The following is a 15778-nucleotide window of genomic DNA, read 5'->3' as shown; positions in this document are numbered from 1 at the left end:
CACGTCGTCGCCGCGGTCCACGCCGCCGAGGTCCCGCTCGGGCTCGGCGTCCGGCGCGTCGGGGTCCTCGCCGGGGGTGTCCGGGATCCAGTCGTCGGTCGAGTCGGTCACGCGTCCTCCTCGGGTCGGGGCCGGCGCCCTGGTGGCGCCGGTGCGCCCGACGCTAGGCCGGGTCGGACGGCGACGCGACCGGGGGCCGGAGCTCGCCCTCGCCGGGGAGGTCGCCGTCGGCGGCGCCGTCCCCGGACTCCTGTGCGTCCCGGCGCCGGCCGACCGCCTCGTCCCGGAGCAGCGACGGGTCGACGAGCTCGTGCCGCCGGACGTAGGTCGACATGACGGCCTGGATCGTCGCCACGACCGGCAGCGCCAGGAACGCCCCGAGCGCCCCGAACACGGCCCCGGCGGCGATGACCGACAGGAACGCCACCGCCGGGTTGAGCGCGAGCGACCGCTGGGACACCTTCGGGGTCAGCACCAGGTTCTCGATCTGCTGGTACCCGATGATGAACGCCAGCACCGCCAGCGCCCGCAGCGGCGAGACGGTCAGCGCGACCAGCACCGGCAGGGCGCCGCCGATGTAGGTACCCACGGTCGGGATGAACTGCGAGACCAGGCCGGTGAACACCGCGAGCGGCAGGGCGTACGGGATGCCGAGCAGCTGCAGGAACAGCCAGGTCGCCACGGTCGAGATGGCCGCGAGCACCAGCCGCGAGTTGATGAACCCGGCGACCTTGTCCTGCGACACCTCCCACAGCCGCAGCACCTCGCGCTGCCGGTGCGGGGCGAGGTAGCGGCACACCGCGGCGCGGAACTTCGGGCCGGCGCTCGCCATGTAGTAGACGACCAGCAGCACGGCGGTCGCGGTGAACAGCCCGCCGGCGATGGACGCGCCGACGCCGAGGACGCCGTCGGCGATGTTGCCCGCGTAGTCGCCGGCGCTGGTGAGCAGCTCGTCGGTGCGCGGGAGCTCGACGTCGAACCGGTCGGCGGCCATCGCGCGCAGGTCGGCGTAGTACCCGGGGATCGACTGCACCAGGTCGACGAGCTGGTTGACGAACAGCCCGCCCAGCAGGCCGAGCACCGCGAGGCCGAGGACCAGCGAGCCGATCATCGTGATGCCCGTGGCGAGCGGCCGCTTCACGCCGTGCCGGCCGAGCCACAGGATCATCGGCTCCATCGCGAGCGCGACGAACCACGAGATGACGACGATCGTGATGACGTTGCCGAGCATCGACGCCGCGCGCCAGATCAGGATGCCGGCGAACGCCGCCGCCACCGCCATCGCGAGCGCGCGCGGGAGCCACCGCGGCGGGATCCGCGAGTCGCGGGCGCCCGGGGTGAGCCGGGCGCCGGCGGCGGGTGCCGGGCGCGGGGCGGGGTCGTCGAGCGCGGGCATGCGGGGCTCCGGGTGGTCGGCGGACGGTGCGCCGGACAGGCTACCGGCGGCCGGTCGGCCGGGCCGCGGGGCGCGCCCGGCGGCGCGGCCCGGCCCGCGCCACGGCCCCGGGACCAGCGTCCCGGCACCCGGTTGGACAACGGGGCGTACGGTGTGTGAGCGTTAACATACAACGATGGAGAAACCCGCCGGGGTGCGCCCGGCGGTCTCGACGAGGAGACGACAGTGACGGACGGCGTGGGCGTGAACCCGATCGTGCTGCAGCGGGCGGACCCGTGCGTGCTGCGGCACGAGGGCCAGTACTACTTCACCGGGTCGCACCCGCTCTACGACCGGATCGTGCTGCGCCGGGCCGAGCGCCTGGAGGATTTGCAGGCCGCGCCGGAGGTGACCATCTGGGAGCGCCACGCCGACGGGCCGCAGTCGCACCTGATCTGGGCCCCGGAGATCCACCGGGTCGCCGGCGCCTGGTACGTGTACTACGCGGCGGCGCCGGACGACCACGGCACGGTCGACGTGCCCGGCACCGCCGAGACGTTCAACCACCGGATCTACGTGCTGGAGAACACCGCGGCGGACCCGTTCGAGGGGGAGTGGGTCGAGCGCGGCCAGGTCGACACCGGGTGGGAGTCGTTCGCGCTGGACGCGACGTCGACCGTGATCGACGGGACCCAGTACCTGGTCTGGGCGCAGCAGGCGTTCGACGTGCGCGGGCACTCGAACCTGTACATCGCGCCGATGGCGAACCCGTGGACGCTGGCCGGGCCCGCGGTGGAGCTGACCCGCCCGGAGTTCGACTGGGAGGTCAAGGGCTTCTGGGTCAACGAGGGCCCCTCGGTCCTGGTCCGTGGCGGCCGGGTGTTCCTGACCTACTCGGGTGCCGCGACCGGCATCGACTACGCCATGGGCGTGCTCACCGCCGACCTCGGGTCGGACCTCCTGGACCCGGCGTCGTGGACCAAGAGCCCCACCCCGGTGTTCGTCTCGGACCCCGCGGCGGGCCAGTACGGCCCGGGGCACAACTCGTTCACCGAGCTCGCGGACGGCACCCCGGTGCTCGTCTACCACGCCCGCACCTACACCGAGATCGTCGGCGACCCGCTCTGGGACCCCAACCGGCACGCCCGCGCCCAGGTCCTGCCGTTCGACGCCGACGGCAACCCCGTGTGGGGCACGCCCGTGCCCGACACCCGCCCCACCCCGACCTCGACCGAGGTCCTCAGCCCCGCCGGAGACCCGCAGTGACGACCAGCACCACCCCCGCCGCAGAGCCGCGCCCGAGCGCCCTGGAGTCGCTCAGGAGGGGCGTGTTCTGGAACTACGGCGGGCTGTTCTTCTTCTACTTCGCCATCTGGCAGCTCGCGTTCACGTTCCTGCCGCTGTGGCTGGCCCGCGAGGGCATGGGCACCGGCGCGATCGGCGTCGTCAGCACGGTCTCCGCGATCACGGCGCTCGCGCTCCAGCCGGTCTACGGGTTCCTGCAGGACCGGCTCGGCTTCAAGAAGTACCTGTTCGCGTTCGTGGTGCTCTGCGCGGCGTTCATGGGCCCGTTCTTCGTGTTCGTGTTCCAGCCGCTGATCGGCGTGAACGAGTACCTGGCCGCGGTCGTCGGCGGCGTGTTCCTCAGCCTGTGCCTGAACTCCGGCGTCGGCGTCGTGGAGGCGTTCAGCGAGCGGGCCAGCCGCGCCAACGGCTACGAGTACGGCCACGCCCGGCTGTTCGGCTCGCTCGCCGGCGGCACCGCGGCGCTGGTCGGCGGGTTCATCTGGGCCGCCAACCCGGACAGCATCTGGTGGGCCGGCTCGGTGTCGGCGATCGTGCTGGGCACGCTGCTGTTCGTCGCGCGGGTGCCGCGGGGCGACGGGGCGGAGGCCGCGGGCGCCGCGGCCGACGCGGGCTCCGGCGGCACGAAGGTCTCCAAGGAGACCGTGCTCGCCCTGCTCCGCGACCGGAACTTCCTGGGCTTCGTGGTGCTGATGTTCGGCACCGCCGCGCTGTACGACGTGTTCGACCAGCAGTTCCCGAACTACTTCGCCACGTTCGTCGTCAGCGGCGACCCCGAGGTGCTGTTCTCCCGGGTGGTGGCGGTGCAGATCTTCGCCGAGGCGGCGTTCATGGTCGCCGCGCCGTTCATCGTCAACAGGATCGGCGCCCGCAAGGGCCTCATGGTGTTCGCGGCGATCCTGCTCGTCCGCGTGCTCGGCTCGGCCTTCTTCACGCACGAGTGGCTGCTGATCGCCTGGCGCCTGCTGGCCGCGATCGAGATGCCGTTCCTGCTGGTGTCGGTGATGAAGTACATCACCCGGATGTTCGACGTCCGGATCTCGGCGACGGCCTACATGCTGGGGTTCAACTTCGCCAAGCAGATCGGCATCGCGATCTTCGCGTCCGTGTTCGGGGCGTCGTACTCCGCGATCGGCTTCGCGCACTCCTACCTGGTGATGGCCGGCGTGATCCTGGCCGTCACCCTGGTGGCGCGGTTCCTCATGGCCGACGACCGGGACCGCGTGGCGCCGGGGGCGCCGTCGGACCGGGCCGACGGCGGCGCGCCGACGCACGTGCTCGCGTCGTCCTGACCTGAACCCGCCGGCGGGGGCGCGCGGCTCGCCTATGCTGCACGCAGGCCGCGACTCCAGGGAGGGACCCCGTGCCCGACCCCGATCGCGCCGCCGTGCAGCGGCTGCTCGCCTCCGTCGGCAACCCGGCGCTGGAGCGCCTGGCCCAGCTGGCGTCCCGGCTGCTCGCCGCCCCGTCCTCGCAGGTCTCGCTGGTCGCGGACGTCCCGACGGCCGACGACGGGGGCCGCGCCCCCGCCGAGGCCGGGCCCGTCGTGGGCGCGACCGGCCTGCGGAGCCCGCTCCAGGACCAGGTGTGCGCCGTGACCGCGTCGCTGGGCGAGCCGCTGGTGGTCGCCGACGCCCGGGCGGACGACCGGCTCCGCGACCTCGACGTGGTCGCGGACGGCCGGGTCCGGGCCTACCTGGGCGTGCCGCTGGTCGGCAAGGACGGCCACGTCGTCGGCGCGCTGTGCGTGTACGACGCCCAGGTGCGCGCGTGGTCGACCGACGACGTGCTGGTGCTGACCGACCTGGCCGCCTCGGCGGTCGCGGAGCTGGAGCTGTCGGCGCTCGCCGTCGAGTACGAGGCGGACCGGGTGCGGTGGCAGCTCGCGGTGACCGCGGGCGAGGTCGGCAGCTTCGACTGGGACCTGCTCACCGGCGTGCTCGCCTGGGACGACGAGCTGCACGCGATCTTCGGGATGGAGCCGGGCACGTTCGGCGGCACCATCGAGGCGTTCGCGGCGTGCCTGCACCCCGACGACCGCGCGCGGGTGGCCGAGGCGCTGCAGGGCGCGATCGACGCGGTGGGGCAGTACACGGCGGAGTACCGGGTCGTGCACCCGTCGGGCGCGGTGCGCTGGGTCAAGGCGAAGGGCATGGCGCTGCCCGGCCCCGACGGCACCGCGGTCCGGGTCCTCGGCGCGGCGTACGACACCACCACCGAACGCGAGGCCGACACCCGGATCGCGCGGGTGCTGGAGACGATGCAGACCGCGTTCTTCCTGCTGGACGACGCGTGGCGGTTCACCTACGTGAACGCCGAGGCGGAGCGCGTGCTCGGCCGGACCCGGGGGGAGCTGCTCGGCGGCGTCATCTGGGACCTGTTCCCGCTGTCGGTCGGCTCGGCGTTCGAGGAGCACTACCGCGGCGCGGCGGAGTCCGGGACGGCGCGGTCGTTCGAGGCCTACTACCCGCCGCCGCTCGACGGCTGGTACGAGGTGCGCGCGCACCCCGGGCCGGACGGGCTGTCGGTGTACTTCCACGACATCACCGAGCGCCGCCGGCTCGAGGAGCGGTGGACCGCCGCGCTCGCCGAGGCCGACGCGGCGACGAGCCGGCTGGCGCTGCTCGCGACGGTGAGCGAGGACCTGAGCGCGACGCTCGACACCGAGTACGCGGTCGGCCGGCTGGCCCGGCACGTCGTGCGGCACTTCGGCTCCTGGGCGCTCGTCACGCTGTGGGACGAGGGACGGCACCTGCGGGACATCGCCGGCTACCACGCGGACCCCGCGCGGCGCCGGGAGGTCGCCCGGTACGCGCAGCTCCGGCTCGGCGCGCTGTCGCCGACCTCGTTCCTGCACCGCGCGCTGCGGTCGGGCGACCCGGTCGTCATCCCGGGCGCGACCGACTCCGTGCTGCCGCTGCTGACCGGCGAGGCGCGGGACGTGTTCGCCGCGCTCGCGCCGCGCACCGGGTACGCCGTGCCGATGCGGGCGCGGGGGCGCACGGTCGGCGCGATCTCGCTGTTCCTCGACGACGGGCACCCCGACCTCACCGACGAGGACCTCGCGCTGCTGGTGCAGGTCGCGGACCGGGCCGGGCTCGCGCTCGACAACGCGCGGCTCTACGAGGGCCAGCGCCGGATGGCCGAGACCCTGCAGCGCGCGCTGCTGTCCGCGCCCGCGCAGCCGGACGACCTGGAGGTCGCCGTCCGGTACGTGCCGGCGGCGCGGGCGGCCCAGGTCGGCGGCGACTGGTACGACGCGTTCCTGCAGCCGTCCGGGTCGACGGTCGTCGTGATCGGCGACGTCATGGGCCACGACCGGCACGCGGCGGCGGTGATGAGCCAGGTCCGCACGCTGCTGCGCGGCATCGCGGCGACCACCGGGGGCAGCCCGGCCGAGGTGCTGCGCGCGCTGGACCAGGCGCTGGACACGCTGCGGGTGGACGCGATGGCGACCGCGGTCGTCGGGCGCCTGGAGCAGACCGCCGAGGAGCGCGCCGCGGGCACGACCCGGTTCCGGTGGACCAACGCGGGCCACCTGCCGCCGCTGCTCGTCGCGCCGGACGGCACCGTGCGGGAGCTGCGGGCCTCGCGGCCGGAGCTCGTGCTCGGGGTGTCGCCGGAGAACGCCCGCACGGACTCGGTCGTCGAGCTGCCGCGCGGGTCGACGGTGCTGCTCTACACCGACGGGCTGGTCGAGCGGCGCGGGGCGCACCTCCAGGAGGGGATCGACGCCCTGGCCGAGCTCGTCGCGGAGCTGGCGCCGGAGGCGCAGGCCCGGGCGACCGGGTCGGCCACGCTGGACCCGGGGTTCCTCGCGGACGCGGTGCTGGCGCGCGGGGCGGCGGGGGACGCGCCGGACGACGACATCGCGCTGCTGGTGGTGCACCTGGGCCTGCAGGACGACGCGGGCACGAACGGGTGACGCCGCGCGCCCGGCAGGCGCGCGCAAACGGGTGAACCGGGCGTAGCATTCCGGGCAAACGTCACAAATCGGGCAGGCAGCGCGGTCGGCCCGGGTGCGTCACCAGGGAGGCCCGCCCGTGCAGCTGCCCGACGACGCCGTGCCCGCGGGGCCGGCCGACGACCGCCCCGCGCCCCTGGTGAGCGTGGGCGTGCCCGTCTACAACGGCGACCTGTACCTCGAGGAGGCCCTGACCGCGCTGCGGGACCAGGACCTCCGCGACATCGAGGTGATCGTCTCCGACAACGGGTCGACCGACGAGTCCGGCAAGATCGCGCGGGCGTTCGCCGAGGCCGACCCGCGGTTCCGGTACGTGCGCAGCGAGCAGAACCGCGGCGTCCCGTGGAACTTCAACCGGGTGCTCGACCTGGCCCGCGCGCCGCTGTTCCTGTGGAACGCCGCGGACGACGTCGTCGAGCCGCAGCACCTGGTGCGCTGCCGGGAGGCGCTGCTCGCGCACCCCGAGGCGGCGATCGCGTTCCCGCGGGTCACGCTCGTGGACGCCGCGGGCGACGTCGTCGGGTACATGGACGACGAGGACCTGTCCTACCTCGGCCTGGCCCCCGCCGAGCGGGTGGACCAGCTGCTGCGCCGGGAGTCCTGGCAGGCGATCGCCTGGGGCGGCGTGCTCCGCACCGACGCGCTGCGGGCGATGGGCGGGCACCCGCGGTTCTTCGGCGGCGACATCGTGCTGGGCATCCGGTCGGCGCTGCGCGCGGAGTGGGTGGTCGTGCCCGAGCGGCTGTTCCGGTGCCGGCGGCACGACAACCAGAACAGCAAGGCGGTCGGCGCGGACCCGATCGTGCAGGTGCGCAGCTACGACCCCGCCTTCCGCCGGCCGGTGGCGTTCCCGCAGTGGTACCTCGCGTCCCGGATGATGGCCGAGACGCTGGCCGCGCCGCTGCCGCCCGCCGACCGCGCGCGGGCGCTGGCCTCGGTCGTCCGGCGGTGGACCGTGCCGCAGTGGCGGCTGCTCGCGTACGACGTGAAGCGGAACGCGATCCGGCTGCGGCGGGGGCAGTACCAGGGGGCCTACTCGGCGTCGTCGGGGTACTGGGTCTGACCGGGCGCGGCCGGCCGGGGCGCCGCGCGCAGATCCGTCGCCGGTCCCGGGAACCCGGGCGGCACCCGGCGCGTTGAGGGTGTCGATCGTGCCCCCGACCTGGAGAGAGATGGACGGCGACAGTAGTACCGACCCCCTGCGCCCGTGCGAGACGGCGACGGGGGGTGAGATCTGATGTGGGTGCTGTCCCTGCTCCTGGGCGTGCTCGTGGTGCTGGCGATCACCGCCGCGACGGGGTACTTCGTCGCGCAGGAGTTCGCCTACATGGCCGTCGACCGGTCCCGGCTGAACGCCCGCGCGGCCGACGGTGACGCCGGCGCGCGCCGCGCGCTGTCCGTGACCCGGCGCACGTCGTTCATGCTGTCGGGCGCCCAGCTCGGCATCACCGTGACCGGCCTGCTGGTCGGCTACGTGGCGGAGCCGCTGATCGGCGACGCGCTCGGCGAGGCGCTGGGCGGCGTCGGCGTGCCCACGGGGGTCGGCGTGGCCGTCGGCACCGTGTTCGCGCTGCTGCTGTCGACGCTGGTCCAGATGCTGTTCGGCGAGCTGTTCCCGAAGAACCTGGCGATCTCCCGCCCCGAGCCCGTGGCCGTGCGGCTGGCCGGGTCGACGACCGCGTACCTCACGGTGTTCGGCTGGCTGATCCGGGTGTTCGACTCCGCGTCGAACGCGCTGCTGCGGGTCCTGCGCATCGAGCCGGTGCACGACGTGGAGCACTCGGCGACCGCGCGCGACCTCGAGCACATCGTGGCCGAGTCCGCCGAGTCCGGTGACCTGCCGCGCGAGCTGTCGGTCCTGCTGGACCGGATCCTCGACTTCCCCGAGCAGGACGCCGAGCACGCGATGATCCCGCGGTCGCGGGTCGACGTCGTGCGGGCCGGCGCCACCGTCGGGGACGTCCGCGAGCAGATGGCCAGCGGCCACTCCCGGTACCCGGTGCTGTCCGCCGACGACGAGGTGCTGGGCGTCGTGCACCTGCAGGACGTGCTGGTCGCCACCGACCCCGGCGAGCCCGTCGAGCGCCTGATGCGCGCGCCCGAGCTCGTGCCGACGTCGATGGCTCTGCCCGACGCGCTGCGGCAGCTCGCCGCGGGCCGCAACCAGCTGGCGTGCGTGCTGGACGAGTACGGCGGCTTCGCCGGCGTGCTGACGTTCGAGGACCTCGCGGAGGAGCTGGTCGGCGAGATCACCGACGAGCACGACGACGCCGCGACCGCGGTGCTCGGCGTCGCGGAGGAGGACGGCTCCTGGGTGATGGCGGGGGAGGTGCACGTCGACGAGGTGGAGCGCGCGATCGGGCGCGACCTGCCCGCCGGCGACTACGAGACGATCGCCGGCCTGGTGATCGCCGCGCACGGCGCGCTGCCCGCGGCCGGCGACTCCGTCGTCGTGCTGCTGCCGGGCGACCCCGGGGACCTGGCGCTGGCCGGGGAGCCGGACCCGGTGTGGCTGCGGGTCGACGTGCTGGAGCTCGAGCGGCACGTGCCCGCGCGGGTCCGGGTCACCGTGCCCGCGGACCCGCCGCCCACCGAGTCCGAGCGCGCCGAGGCCGTCGAGCGCGACCGGGAGGAGGACCGATGAGCCCGCTCGTCGTCGTGGTCGTGACCGTCGGGCTGATCGCCCTGTCGGCGTTCTTCGTCGCCGTGGAGTTCGCGGCGCTCGCCGCCAAGCGGTACCGGCTGGAGGAGGCCGCGCCGCGCAGCCGGTCCGCCCGGGCCGCGCTGCGCAGCTCGACCGAGCTCACCGTGCTGCTCGCCGGCTCCCAGCTCGGCATCACCGCGTGCACCCTGGCGCTCGGCGCCGTGACCAAGCCCGCGGTGCACCACTGGCTGACCCCGCTGTTCGAGGGCTGGGGCGTCGCGCTCTGGCTCGCGGACGTCGCCGGGTTCGTCCTGGCGCTCGTCATCGTGACGTTCCTGCACCTGGTCGTCGGCGAGATGGCGCCCAAGTCCTGGGCGATCGCGCACCCCGAGACGTCCGCGATCCTGCTCGCCACCCCGATGCGCGCGTTCATGTGGCTCACCCGGCCGCTGCTGCGCGTGCTGAACGAGGCGGCGAACTGGTGCCTGCGCAAGGTCGGCGTCGAGCCGGCCGACCAGGTCGCCACCGGGCAGAACCCGGACGACCTGCGGCACCTGGTCGAGCACTCGACCAACGTGGGCGCGCTGGACGCGGCGTACTCGCGGCAGCTGACCGGGGCCCTGGAGCTCCAGCACCTGACCGTGCGGGACCTCGTGCGGGCCGGCGGCGCGCCGACCGCCGTCGCGGCGGACGCCACCATGGCGGACGTCCGGGCGGCGACCCGCGGCTCGGGGCACCTGCGGGTGCTCGTCGGCGCCGGTGGCGGCGACGGGCTGGACGGGGTCGTCCACGTGCGCGACACGCTCGCCCACCCGGACGACGCGCCCGCGAGGGCGCTCGCGCGGCCGGTGCTGCGGCTCGAGGCCGACGCGCCGGTGTCGGGCGCGCTCACGCAGATGCGGGAGCAGCGGCAGCACCTGGCGCTGGTGCTCGACGGCGGGCGGACGCTCGGCGTGGTGACCCTGGCGGACGTGCTGGCGCGGCTGTTCCCGCTGGCGGCGCCGGAGGCAGCGGGAGCCGCAGCTGGCGGCCCCGGGGCCGCCGAGGCTCGCTGAGCCGCGCGAGCCCCCGCACGACGGCGGGGGCTCGCGCGGGACCGGGGGAAGTCCTCGTGCGGGCGCCGAGTCCTCCACAGGCGGGTTCGTCGTGCGTCGTCCCCAGGTCTCGGTCGGTGGCCGGTATCGTGTCGGTGGGCGTCGGTAGTGTCGTTGCATGGCATCTGACCTGCGGGAACACGACGACGGCGACCCGGTCGCCGGCGTCGTGCTGCCGGTCTACGGGCCCGACGGGACGTGCCTGACGGACTTCGGCCCGGACCCGGTCGTGGCGGCCGGTCGGGCCCCGCGGACGAGTGAGGAGCGCCAGGTCGAGGCGATCGCGGCGTGCCCGCCGGGGCCGGAGCTGGACGCGTGGCTGCGGGGCCTGGACTCCCGGGTGCTGTCGTCGAAGGTGCTGGTCGAGGTGGTCGCCGCGGAGGACCGGATGGAGGCCTACCACCACGCCCGCAAGCTCGACGCGGCCGCCGAGCTCGCCCGCCGGGAGGAGATGCGCCCGGACTGGTCCCCGCTGGCCGGTGCCCCGCCCACGGTGCGGTGTGTCGCCGGTGACGAGCTGGCGATGCGCCTGGGTTGGTCGCGGATGTCCGCGGTGAAGCTGGTGCACCGGGCGGTGTTCCTGGACGGCATGCTCGGCGCCACCCGCGAGGCGTTGGAGGCGGGGCGGATCGACGCGGCCAAGTGCGTGGTGATCGTCGAGGGGGTCAAGGACCTGGCGTTCGAGGGCGCGCAGGCGGTGGAGGACGAGGTGCTGCCGGACGCCGACCAGTGCTCCAGGGCCCAGCTCGAGCAGCGCGTGCAGCGCGCCGTCCGGTTGGTCGACCCGGAGGGGGAAGCGGCCCGGCACGACCGGGCGCGGCGGACCCGGCGGGTGGGTCACCCGCGGTCCCGGCCGCACGGGATGGCCTCGATGTGGCTGGTGCTGGCCGCCGAGGACGCGACCCGGGTCGACGGGGTCCTGGACCACGCGGCCCGGTCGGCGAAGGCCCTCGGGGACGGCCGGACCCTGGACGAGCTGCGCGCCGACGGACTGCGGGACCTGGTCGTGGGGGACGTGCCGGCCTCGGACGGGCCGGCGTGCGAGGTGCGGTTGGACCCGCCGCCCCCGGTGGTGCCCAAGCCCCGCCGGTCGACCGAGAACCTGGACACCACCACGTTCAGCCTGATGCCGAGGCCGCCGGTCGACCCGGTCCCGACCGGCACCCTCGTCCCGCTCGACCCCACCACCCTGGAACCCGCGCCCGACGCCACACCCACACCGCTCCCCGCGGGCGCACCCGGACCCGGACCCGGGCCTCCGGCGATGCTCGGCGTCCCGGCCCTGACCGACCCCGCGCACCCGGGCACCTCCCGGAAGCCGCCCGCTGGCGCCACCGCGCCGATCGGCACCGCCCTCGCTCCCGCTGCGGCGCGCCGTGGCTGCACCCGCTGCTCCGGGCGCCCCGGCGCCGAGGTCCGGATCACCATCAACGCCTCGACCCTGCTCGGTCTGGACGACCAGCCCGCCGACCTGGACGGGTACGGCCCGATCGACGCGGTCCGTGCCCGGGCCCTGGCCGCCGGCGGGGTCTGGCGGCGACTGGTCACCGACCCGATCACCCACCGGGTCTTGGACGTGGGCCGCGAACGCTACCGACCCCCGGTCGCGCTGGACGAGTTCGTGCGAACGAGGGACGGGACCTGCTCGGCTCCCGGGTGCACGGTGCCGGCCTGCCGCTGCGAGCTCGACCACACCAAGGAGTTCCACCCCCAACCCGGCAGCGACCCCGGCGACGCCGGAAACGCCCCGGGCGACCCCGACGCGCCCGACGACACCCGCCTGGGCCGCACCGACGCGGGCAACCTGGGCCCGGTGTGCCACCGGCACCACCGGCTCAAGACCGACGGCGGCTTCCGACTCCGCCAGATCGAACCCGGGCTGTTCGAGTGGATCACCCCGACCGGGCACCGCTACCTGACGAGCCCCGGCACCGGGCAGTGCCATGACGCCACGTCCGACCCGTACGACGAACCGCCCCCGTTCTGATTCGGATCAGCGTGCTCCGGACGGCGGGGATGCGAGCCCCCTGGCGCCGCTCGGGTGGACGTCGCCGGCGCCTACGCCCCGACCGGCGCCTACGCCCCGACCGGCGCCGCGCGCCCCGCGTCGTCCCGGGCGCGCAGCCACGCGTCCGCGTCGGCCAGCGGCATGGGCCTCGCGTGCAGGTACCCCTGCGTCCGGTCGCACCCCATGCCGCGCAGCGCCTCGGCCGTCTCGGCGTCCTCGACCCCCTCCGCGATCAGCCGGAGCCCGAGGTGGTGCGCGAGCTCGAGCGTGCCGGACACGATCGCCCGGGTGCGGTCGTCGGACGTGAGCCGCATCGTGAACGACCGGTCGAGCTTGAGCTCGCCGGCGGGCAGCTCGTTGAGGTAGGTCAGCGAGGAGTACCCCGACCCGTAGTCGTCGATGGCCACGGCGATGCCGCGGTCCGCGATCGCGCGGGTCACCGCGACGGCGTGCGGCGGGTCGTGCATGAGCGTGGTCTCGGTGATCTCGACGACGAGCGCCTCCGGCCGCAGCCCCGCCGCGGCGAGCGCGCCGTCCAGCGAGGGCAGCAGGCCGGGGTGCCCGAGGCAGGAGGTCGACAGGTTCACCGCCACCGGGAGGTCGCGGCCCTCGGCCTGCCAGCGGGCGGCCGTGCGGGTCGCCTGCGCCAGCACCCGCTCGGTCAGCGCGAACATCGAGCCGCTCTGCTCGGCCAGGTCGACGAACGCCACCGGCGGCAGCAGCCCCCGCTCCGGGTGCGCCCACCGGACCAGCGCCTCCATGCCGACCACGCGCCCGTCCGCGCAGTCGAGCTGCGGCTGGTAGTGCAGCTCCAGGGTGCCGTGCCGGTCGTCGCCCTCGGGCGCGGACAGCAGCGCGCGCAACTCGTCGGCCAGCGCGATCTCGTCGCGGTCCCGGGCGTCGGCGGCCTCGTCGTAGACCCGGACGCCGCCGCCGGCGCGCTTCGCCGCGTACATGGCGGTGTCGGCCCAACGCACCAGCTCGCCGTCGTGGTGGTCGCCGAACGCCGTGCTCGCGACGCCGATGCTCGCGTCCAGCCGGACCACCCGGCCGGTCACGTCGACCGGCTCGCGCACCGCCTCGCGCAGCGCGTGCGCCACCACGGTCGCGCGCTCGACGTCGTCGTGGTCGAGCACCACGCCGAACTCGTCGCCGCCGAACCGGGCGAGCAGCGCCCCGCCGTCGAGCCGCGCCTGCAGCCGCCGGCTGACCGTCCGGATCACGGCGTCGCCCGCGGGGTGGCCGTACCGGTCGTTGACGTCCTTGAACCGGTCGAGGTCGATGACGAGCAGCGCCGCGCCCGTCCGCGCCGCGGCGAACCGGTCGGCCACCTCCAGCATCGCCCGGCGGTTGGCCACGCCGGTGAGCGGGTCGGTGCGGGCCTCCTTGCGGGTGGCGGCCAGCGCGGCGAGCTCGCTCGCGGTCCGGAGCAGCTGGGCGCAGCCGCCGACCACGCCCGCGGCGGCCAGCAGCGCGACGAACGGGGTGCCCGCGGGGCGCAGGCTGTCCAGCACGAGGACCACGGTGCTCGCGAGGACCGCGATCATGGCGCAGGTCGTCACCACCAGCGTCGACGCGAAGTGCCCGCGCAGCGGCGGCGGCTTGATCGCGCCGGCGCGGGCGGTGACCAGCGTCAGCGCGGTCCAGCTGAGGACGACCGGCAGGGCCGGCGCGCCGTCGGCCGGCAGCCACGGCAGCAGCACCAGCTCGACGACGGACATCGCCCCGACCCCGGTCAGCAGCAGCCAGGCGCGCGGGTCGTCCCGCAGCCCGCCGAGCACCGTGACGACGAGTGTCATCACCGCGAGGACGCCCAGGATCGCGGCCCGGAGCAGGTGCCCCTCCGCCGCCCATCCCGGGCCGTCGGGGGGCAGCACGCCGACGGCGACGGCCCACACCAGCAGCGCGAGGGTGCCGAGCGTCGAGCCGACGAAGTTGACCCAGTCCACCGGGTGCACGGCCGACGTCCGGAACCGGTTCCAGCTGAGCATGCCCTGGTGCGCGCACATCACGGCGACGACGCCGCCCGCGGTGAGCGCGAGCCCGCGGAGCCCGGCCGCGGCGGGGCCGCGCACCGCCAGGTCCACGACCGCCTCCACCGACAGGCCCGCGGCGACCGCGGTGACCGACCGCCCGCACCACCGCCACAGCCCGCGCTCCTCGAGCGAGCGCAGCGGCCCCTGCTGCCGCAGCACGAGGCCCGCGCACAGCGCGGCGACGGCGCCGCCCGCCGCGGTCAGCCCGCCGAGCCCCGCCAGGTGCTCGACCACGGCGAGCGCGGCGACGAGCGCCGCGGGGCCGAGGAGCAGCGGGCCGGGCGGCAGGACGCGTCGCCGCGGCGGGGTGATCGAGGAGGGCATCACCCACACCATCGGCGTCCCGGGGCGGCAACCGAGCGCGGGCGCGGGACTTCACCCGCCCCGGCGGACCATGGCGCCCCCGCGGTCGCCGCCCGTACGGTAGGGCGATGGGGCGGCTGATCTACTCGATGTTCACCTCGCTCGACGGCTACGCGGCGGACGCGTCCGGCAGCAGCGACTGGGGCGGCGCGCTGGACCCGGCGCTGCACGACTTCATCTCGGAGCAGACGCGGTCGGTCAGCACGTACCTGTACGGGCGCCGCATGTACGAGACGATGTCGTTCTGGGAGACCGCGCTCGAGGCGCCGGACCCGCCCGAGTTCGTGCGGACCTACGCCCAGGTGTGGCAGGCGGCCGACAAGGTCGTCTACTCCTCGACGCTGGCGGAGCCGACCACCGCGCGCACCACCGTGGAGCGGTCGTTCGACCCGGAGGCGGTGCGCGCGTGGGTGTCGGGGCTCGACCACGACGTGACCGTCGACGGCCCGACGTTGGCGGCGCACGCGCTGCGCGCGCGGATCGTCGACGAGGTGCAGCCGTACCTCGCGCCGGTGTCGGTCGGCGGCGGGCTGCGGTTCTGGCCCGAGGGCGTGCCGCTGGACCTGGAGCTGCTGGAGCAGCGCGGCTTCGGCAACGGCACGCTCTGGCTGCGCTACGCCGTGCGCCGCGCTCGGTGACGCGACCGGGGTCGTTGACCTGCGCGCCGCCGGGGGAGGACCGTGGACGGACCGCACGAGCGAGGAGGCTGTCATGCGTCCGTTGCGCTGCATCGTCGGTCGGCACGTCTGGGAGGTCCGGCGGAACGCCGAGAAGGGCGGTGCCGGCGCGCAGTACCAGGTGTGCGCCCGGTGCGGCCGGGACCGGCCGGGCTACGAGCCCCACAACGGGACCTACATGGTCGGGATGTGACCCGACCGGGCGGTTGACGGCCCGGCGCCGCCGCGGGACCGTGGTCGCACCGGTCCACGGGAGGGGGGCGACGACGATGTCGCTGCGGTGCACGGTCGGACGGCACGCCTGGCGCGTGC

The 15778-nt window shown here is 75.3% G+C and carries 11 protein-coding genes; 9 read left to right on the top strand and 2 right to left on the bottom strand.

Translation table 11 applies throughout. The features are described from left to right. Positions 1 to 163: 163 nt before the first annotated feature. Positions 164 to 1396 carry an AI-2E family transporter gene (locus tag VER05_RS11220; RefSeq protein ID WP_324845438.1) on the bottom strand — a complete coding sequence of 411 codons (1233 nt, stop codon included), beginning with the start codon at positions 1394 to 1396 and terminating at the stop codon, positions 164 to 166. Positions 1397 to 1621: 225 nt separating this feature from the next. On the opposite strand from VER05_RS11220, the gene VER05_RS11215 reads away from it, so the two are divergent. The 7 genes from VER05_RS11215 (at position 1622) to VER05_RS11185 (ending at position 12369) form a co-directional block, all read left to right on the top strand. Next, the gene (locus tag VER05_RS11215) at positions 1622 to 2641 is read left to right on the top strand and encodes a family 43 glycosylhydrolase (protein WP_324845437.1); all 1020 of its coding nucleotides are present in this window, start codon (positions 1622 to 1624) and stop codon (positions 2639 to 2641) included. After that, positions 2638 to 3972 carry an oligosaccharide MFS transporter gene (locus tag VER05_RS11210; RefSeq protein WP_324845436.1) on the top strand — a complete coding sequence of 445 codons (1335 nt, stop codon included), beginning with the start codon at positions 2638 to 2640 and terminating at the stop codon, positions 3970 to 3972. The genes VER05_RS11215 and VER05_RS11210 overlap by 4 nt, the downstream gene beginning before the upstream one ends. A gap of 71 nt (positions 3973 to 4043) precedes the next feature. Next, positions 4044 to 6605 carry a SpoIIE family protein phosphatase gene (locus VER05_RS11205; protein WP_324845435.1) on the top strand — a complete coding sequence of 854 codons (2562 nt, stop codon included), beginning with the start codon at positions 4044 to 4046 and terminating at the stop codon, positions 6603 to 6605. Between the two features lie 118 nt (positions 6606 to 6723). After that, positions 6724 to 7707, top strand: a complete 984-nt coding sequence (locus tag VER05_RS11200; protein ID WP_324845434.1) for a glycosyltransferase family A protein — start codon at positions 6724 to 6726, stop codon at positions 7705 to 7707. A gap of 174 nt (positions 7708 to 7881) precedes the next feature. Next, on the top strand, positions 7882 to 9288 hold the full coding sequence (locus VER05_RS11195) for a hemolysin family protein (RefSeq protein ID WP_324845433.1): 1407 nt from the start codon (positions 7882 to 7884) through the stop codon (positions 9286 to 9288). Continuing rightward, positions 9285 to 10343 carry a hemolysin family protein gene (locus VER05_RS11190; protein WP_324845432.1) on the top strand — a complete coding sequence of 353 codons (1059 nt, stop codon included), beginning with the start codon at positions 9285 to 9287 and terminating at the stop codon, positions 10341 to 10343. The genes VER05_RS11195 and VER05_RS11190 overlap by 4 nt, the downstream gene beginning before the upstream one ends. Positions 10344 to 10500: 157 nt before the next feature. Then, positions 10501 to 12369, top strand: a complete 1869-nt coding sequence (locus VER05_RS11185) for a DUF222 domain-containing protein (protein WP_324845431.1) — start codon at positions 10501 to 10503, stop codon at positions 12367 to 12369. Positions 12370 to 12458: 89 nt separating this feature from the next. On the opposite strand, the gene VER05_RS11180 is transcribed toward VER05_RS11185, so the two are convergent. Further along, entirely contained in the window at positions 12459 to 14750 is a 2292-nt protein-coding gene (locus tag VER05_RS11180) for a bifunctional diguanylate cyclase/phosphodiesterase (RefSeq protein WP_324845430.1), read from the bottom strand. A gap of 107 nt (positions 14751 to 14857) precedes the next feature. Here VER05_RS11180 and VER05_RS11175 point away from each other — a divergent pair, with 107 nt between their 5' ends. Further along, positions 14858 to 15427 (top strand): dihydrofolate reductase family protein, encoded by a 570-nt coding sequence (locus VER05_RS11175; RefSeq protein ID WP_324845429.1) that lies wholly within the window; start codon positions 14858 to 14860, stop codon positions 15425 to 15427. Positions 15428 to 15500: 73 nt separating this feature from the next. Beyond that, a complete protein-coding gene (locus tag VER05_RS11170; protein WP_324845428.1) occupies positions 15501 to 15659 on the top strand; it encodes a hypothetical protein in 159 nt (52 codons plus the stop codon). The last annotated feature ends 119 nt before the right edge of the window (positions 15660 to 15778 follow it).

This window comes from Cellulomonas sp., assembly GCF_035634735.1.
Lineage (GTDB): Bacteria > Actinomycetota > Actinomycetes > Actinomycetales > Cellulomonadaceae > Cellulomonas.
This window is presented reverse-complemented; position numbering and strand designations above follow the sequence as displayed.

What these genes read in the sequence shown, in the direction of transcription:
- VER05_RS11175 (WP_324845429.1), top strand. Translation starts at nt 14,858, where the DNA reads ATGGGGCGGCTGATCTACTCGATGTTCACCTCGCTCGACGGCTACGCG.
- VER05_RS11180 (WP_324845430.1), bottom strand. Translation starts at nt 14,750, where the DNA reads ATGCCCTCCTCGATCACCCCGCCGCGGCGACGCGTCCTGCCGCCCGGC.
- VER05_RS11220 (WP_324845438.1), bottom strand. Translation starts at nt 1,396, where the DNA reads ATGCCCGCGCTCGACGACCCCGCCCCGCGCCCGGCACCCGCCGCCGGC.
- VER05_RS11195 (WP_324845433.1), top strand. Translation starts at nt 7,882, where the DNA reads ATGTGGGTGCTGTCCCTGCTCCTGGGCGTGCTCGTGGTGCTGGCGATC.
- VER05_RS11170 (WP_324845428.1), top strand. Translation starts at nt 15,501, where the DNA reads ATGCGTCCGTTGCGCTGCATCGTCGGTCGGCACGTCTGGGAGGTCCGG.
- VER05_RS11190 (WP_324845432.1), top strand. Translation starts at nt 9,285, where the DNA reads ATGAGCCCGCTCGTCGTCGTGGTCGTGACCGTCGGGCTGATCGCCCTG.
- VER05_RS11185 (WP_324845431.1), top strand. Translation starts at nt 10,501, where the DNA reads ATGGCATCTGACCTGCGGGAACACGACGACGGCGACCCGGTCGCCGGC.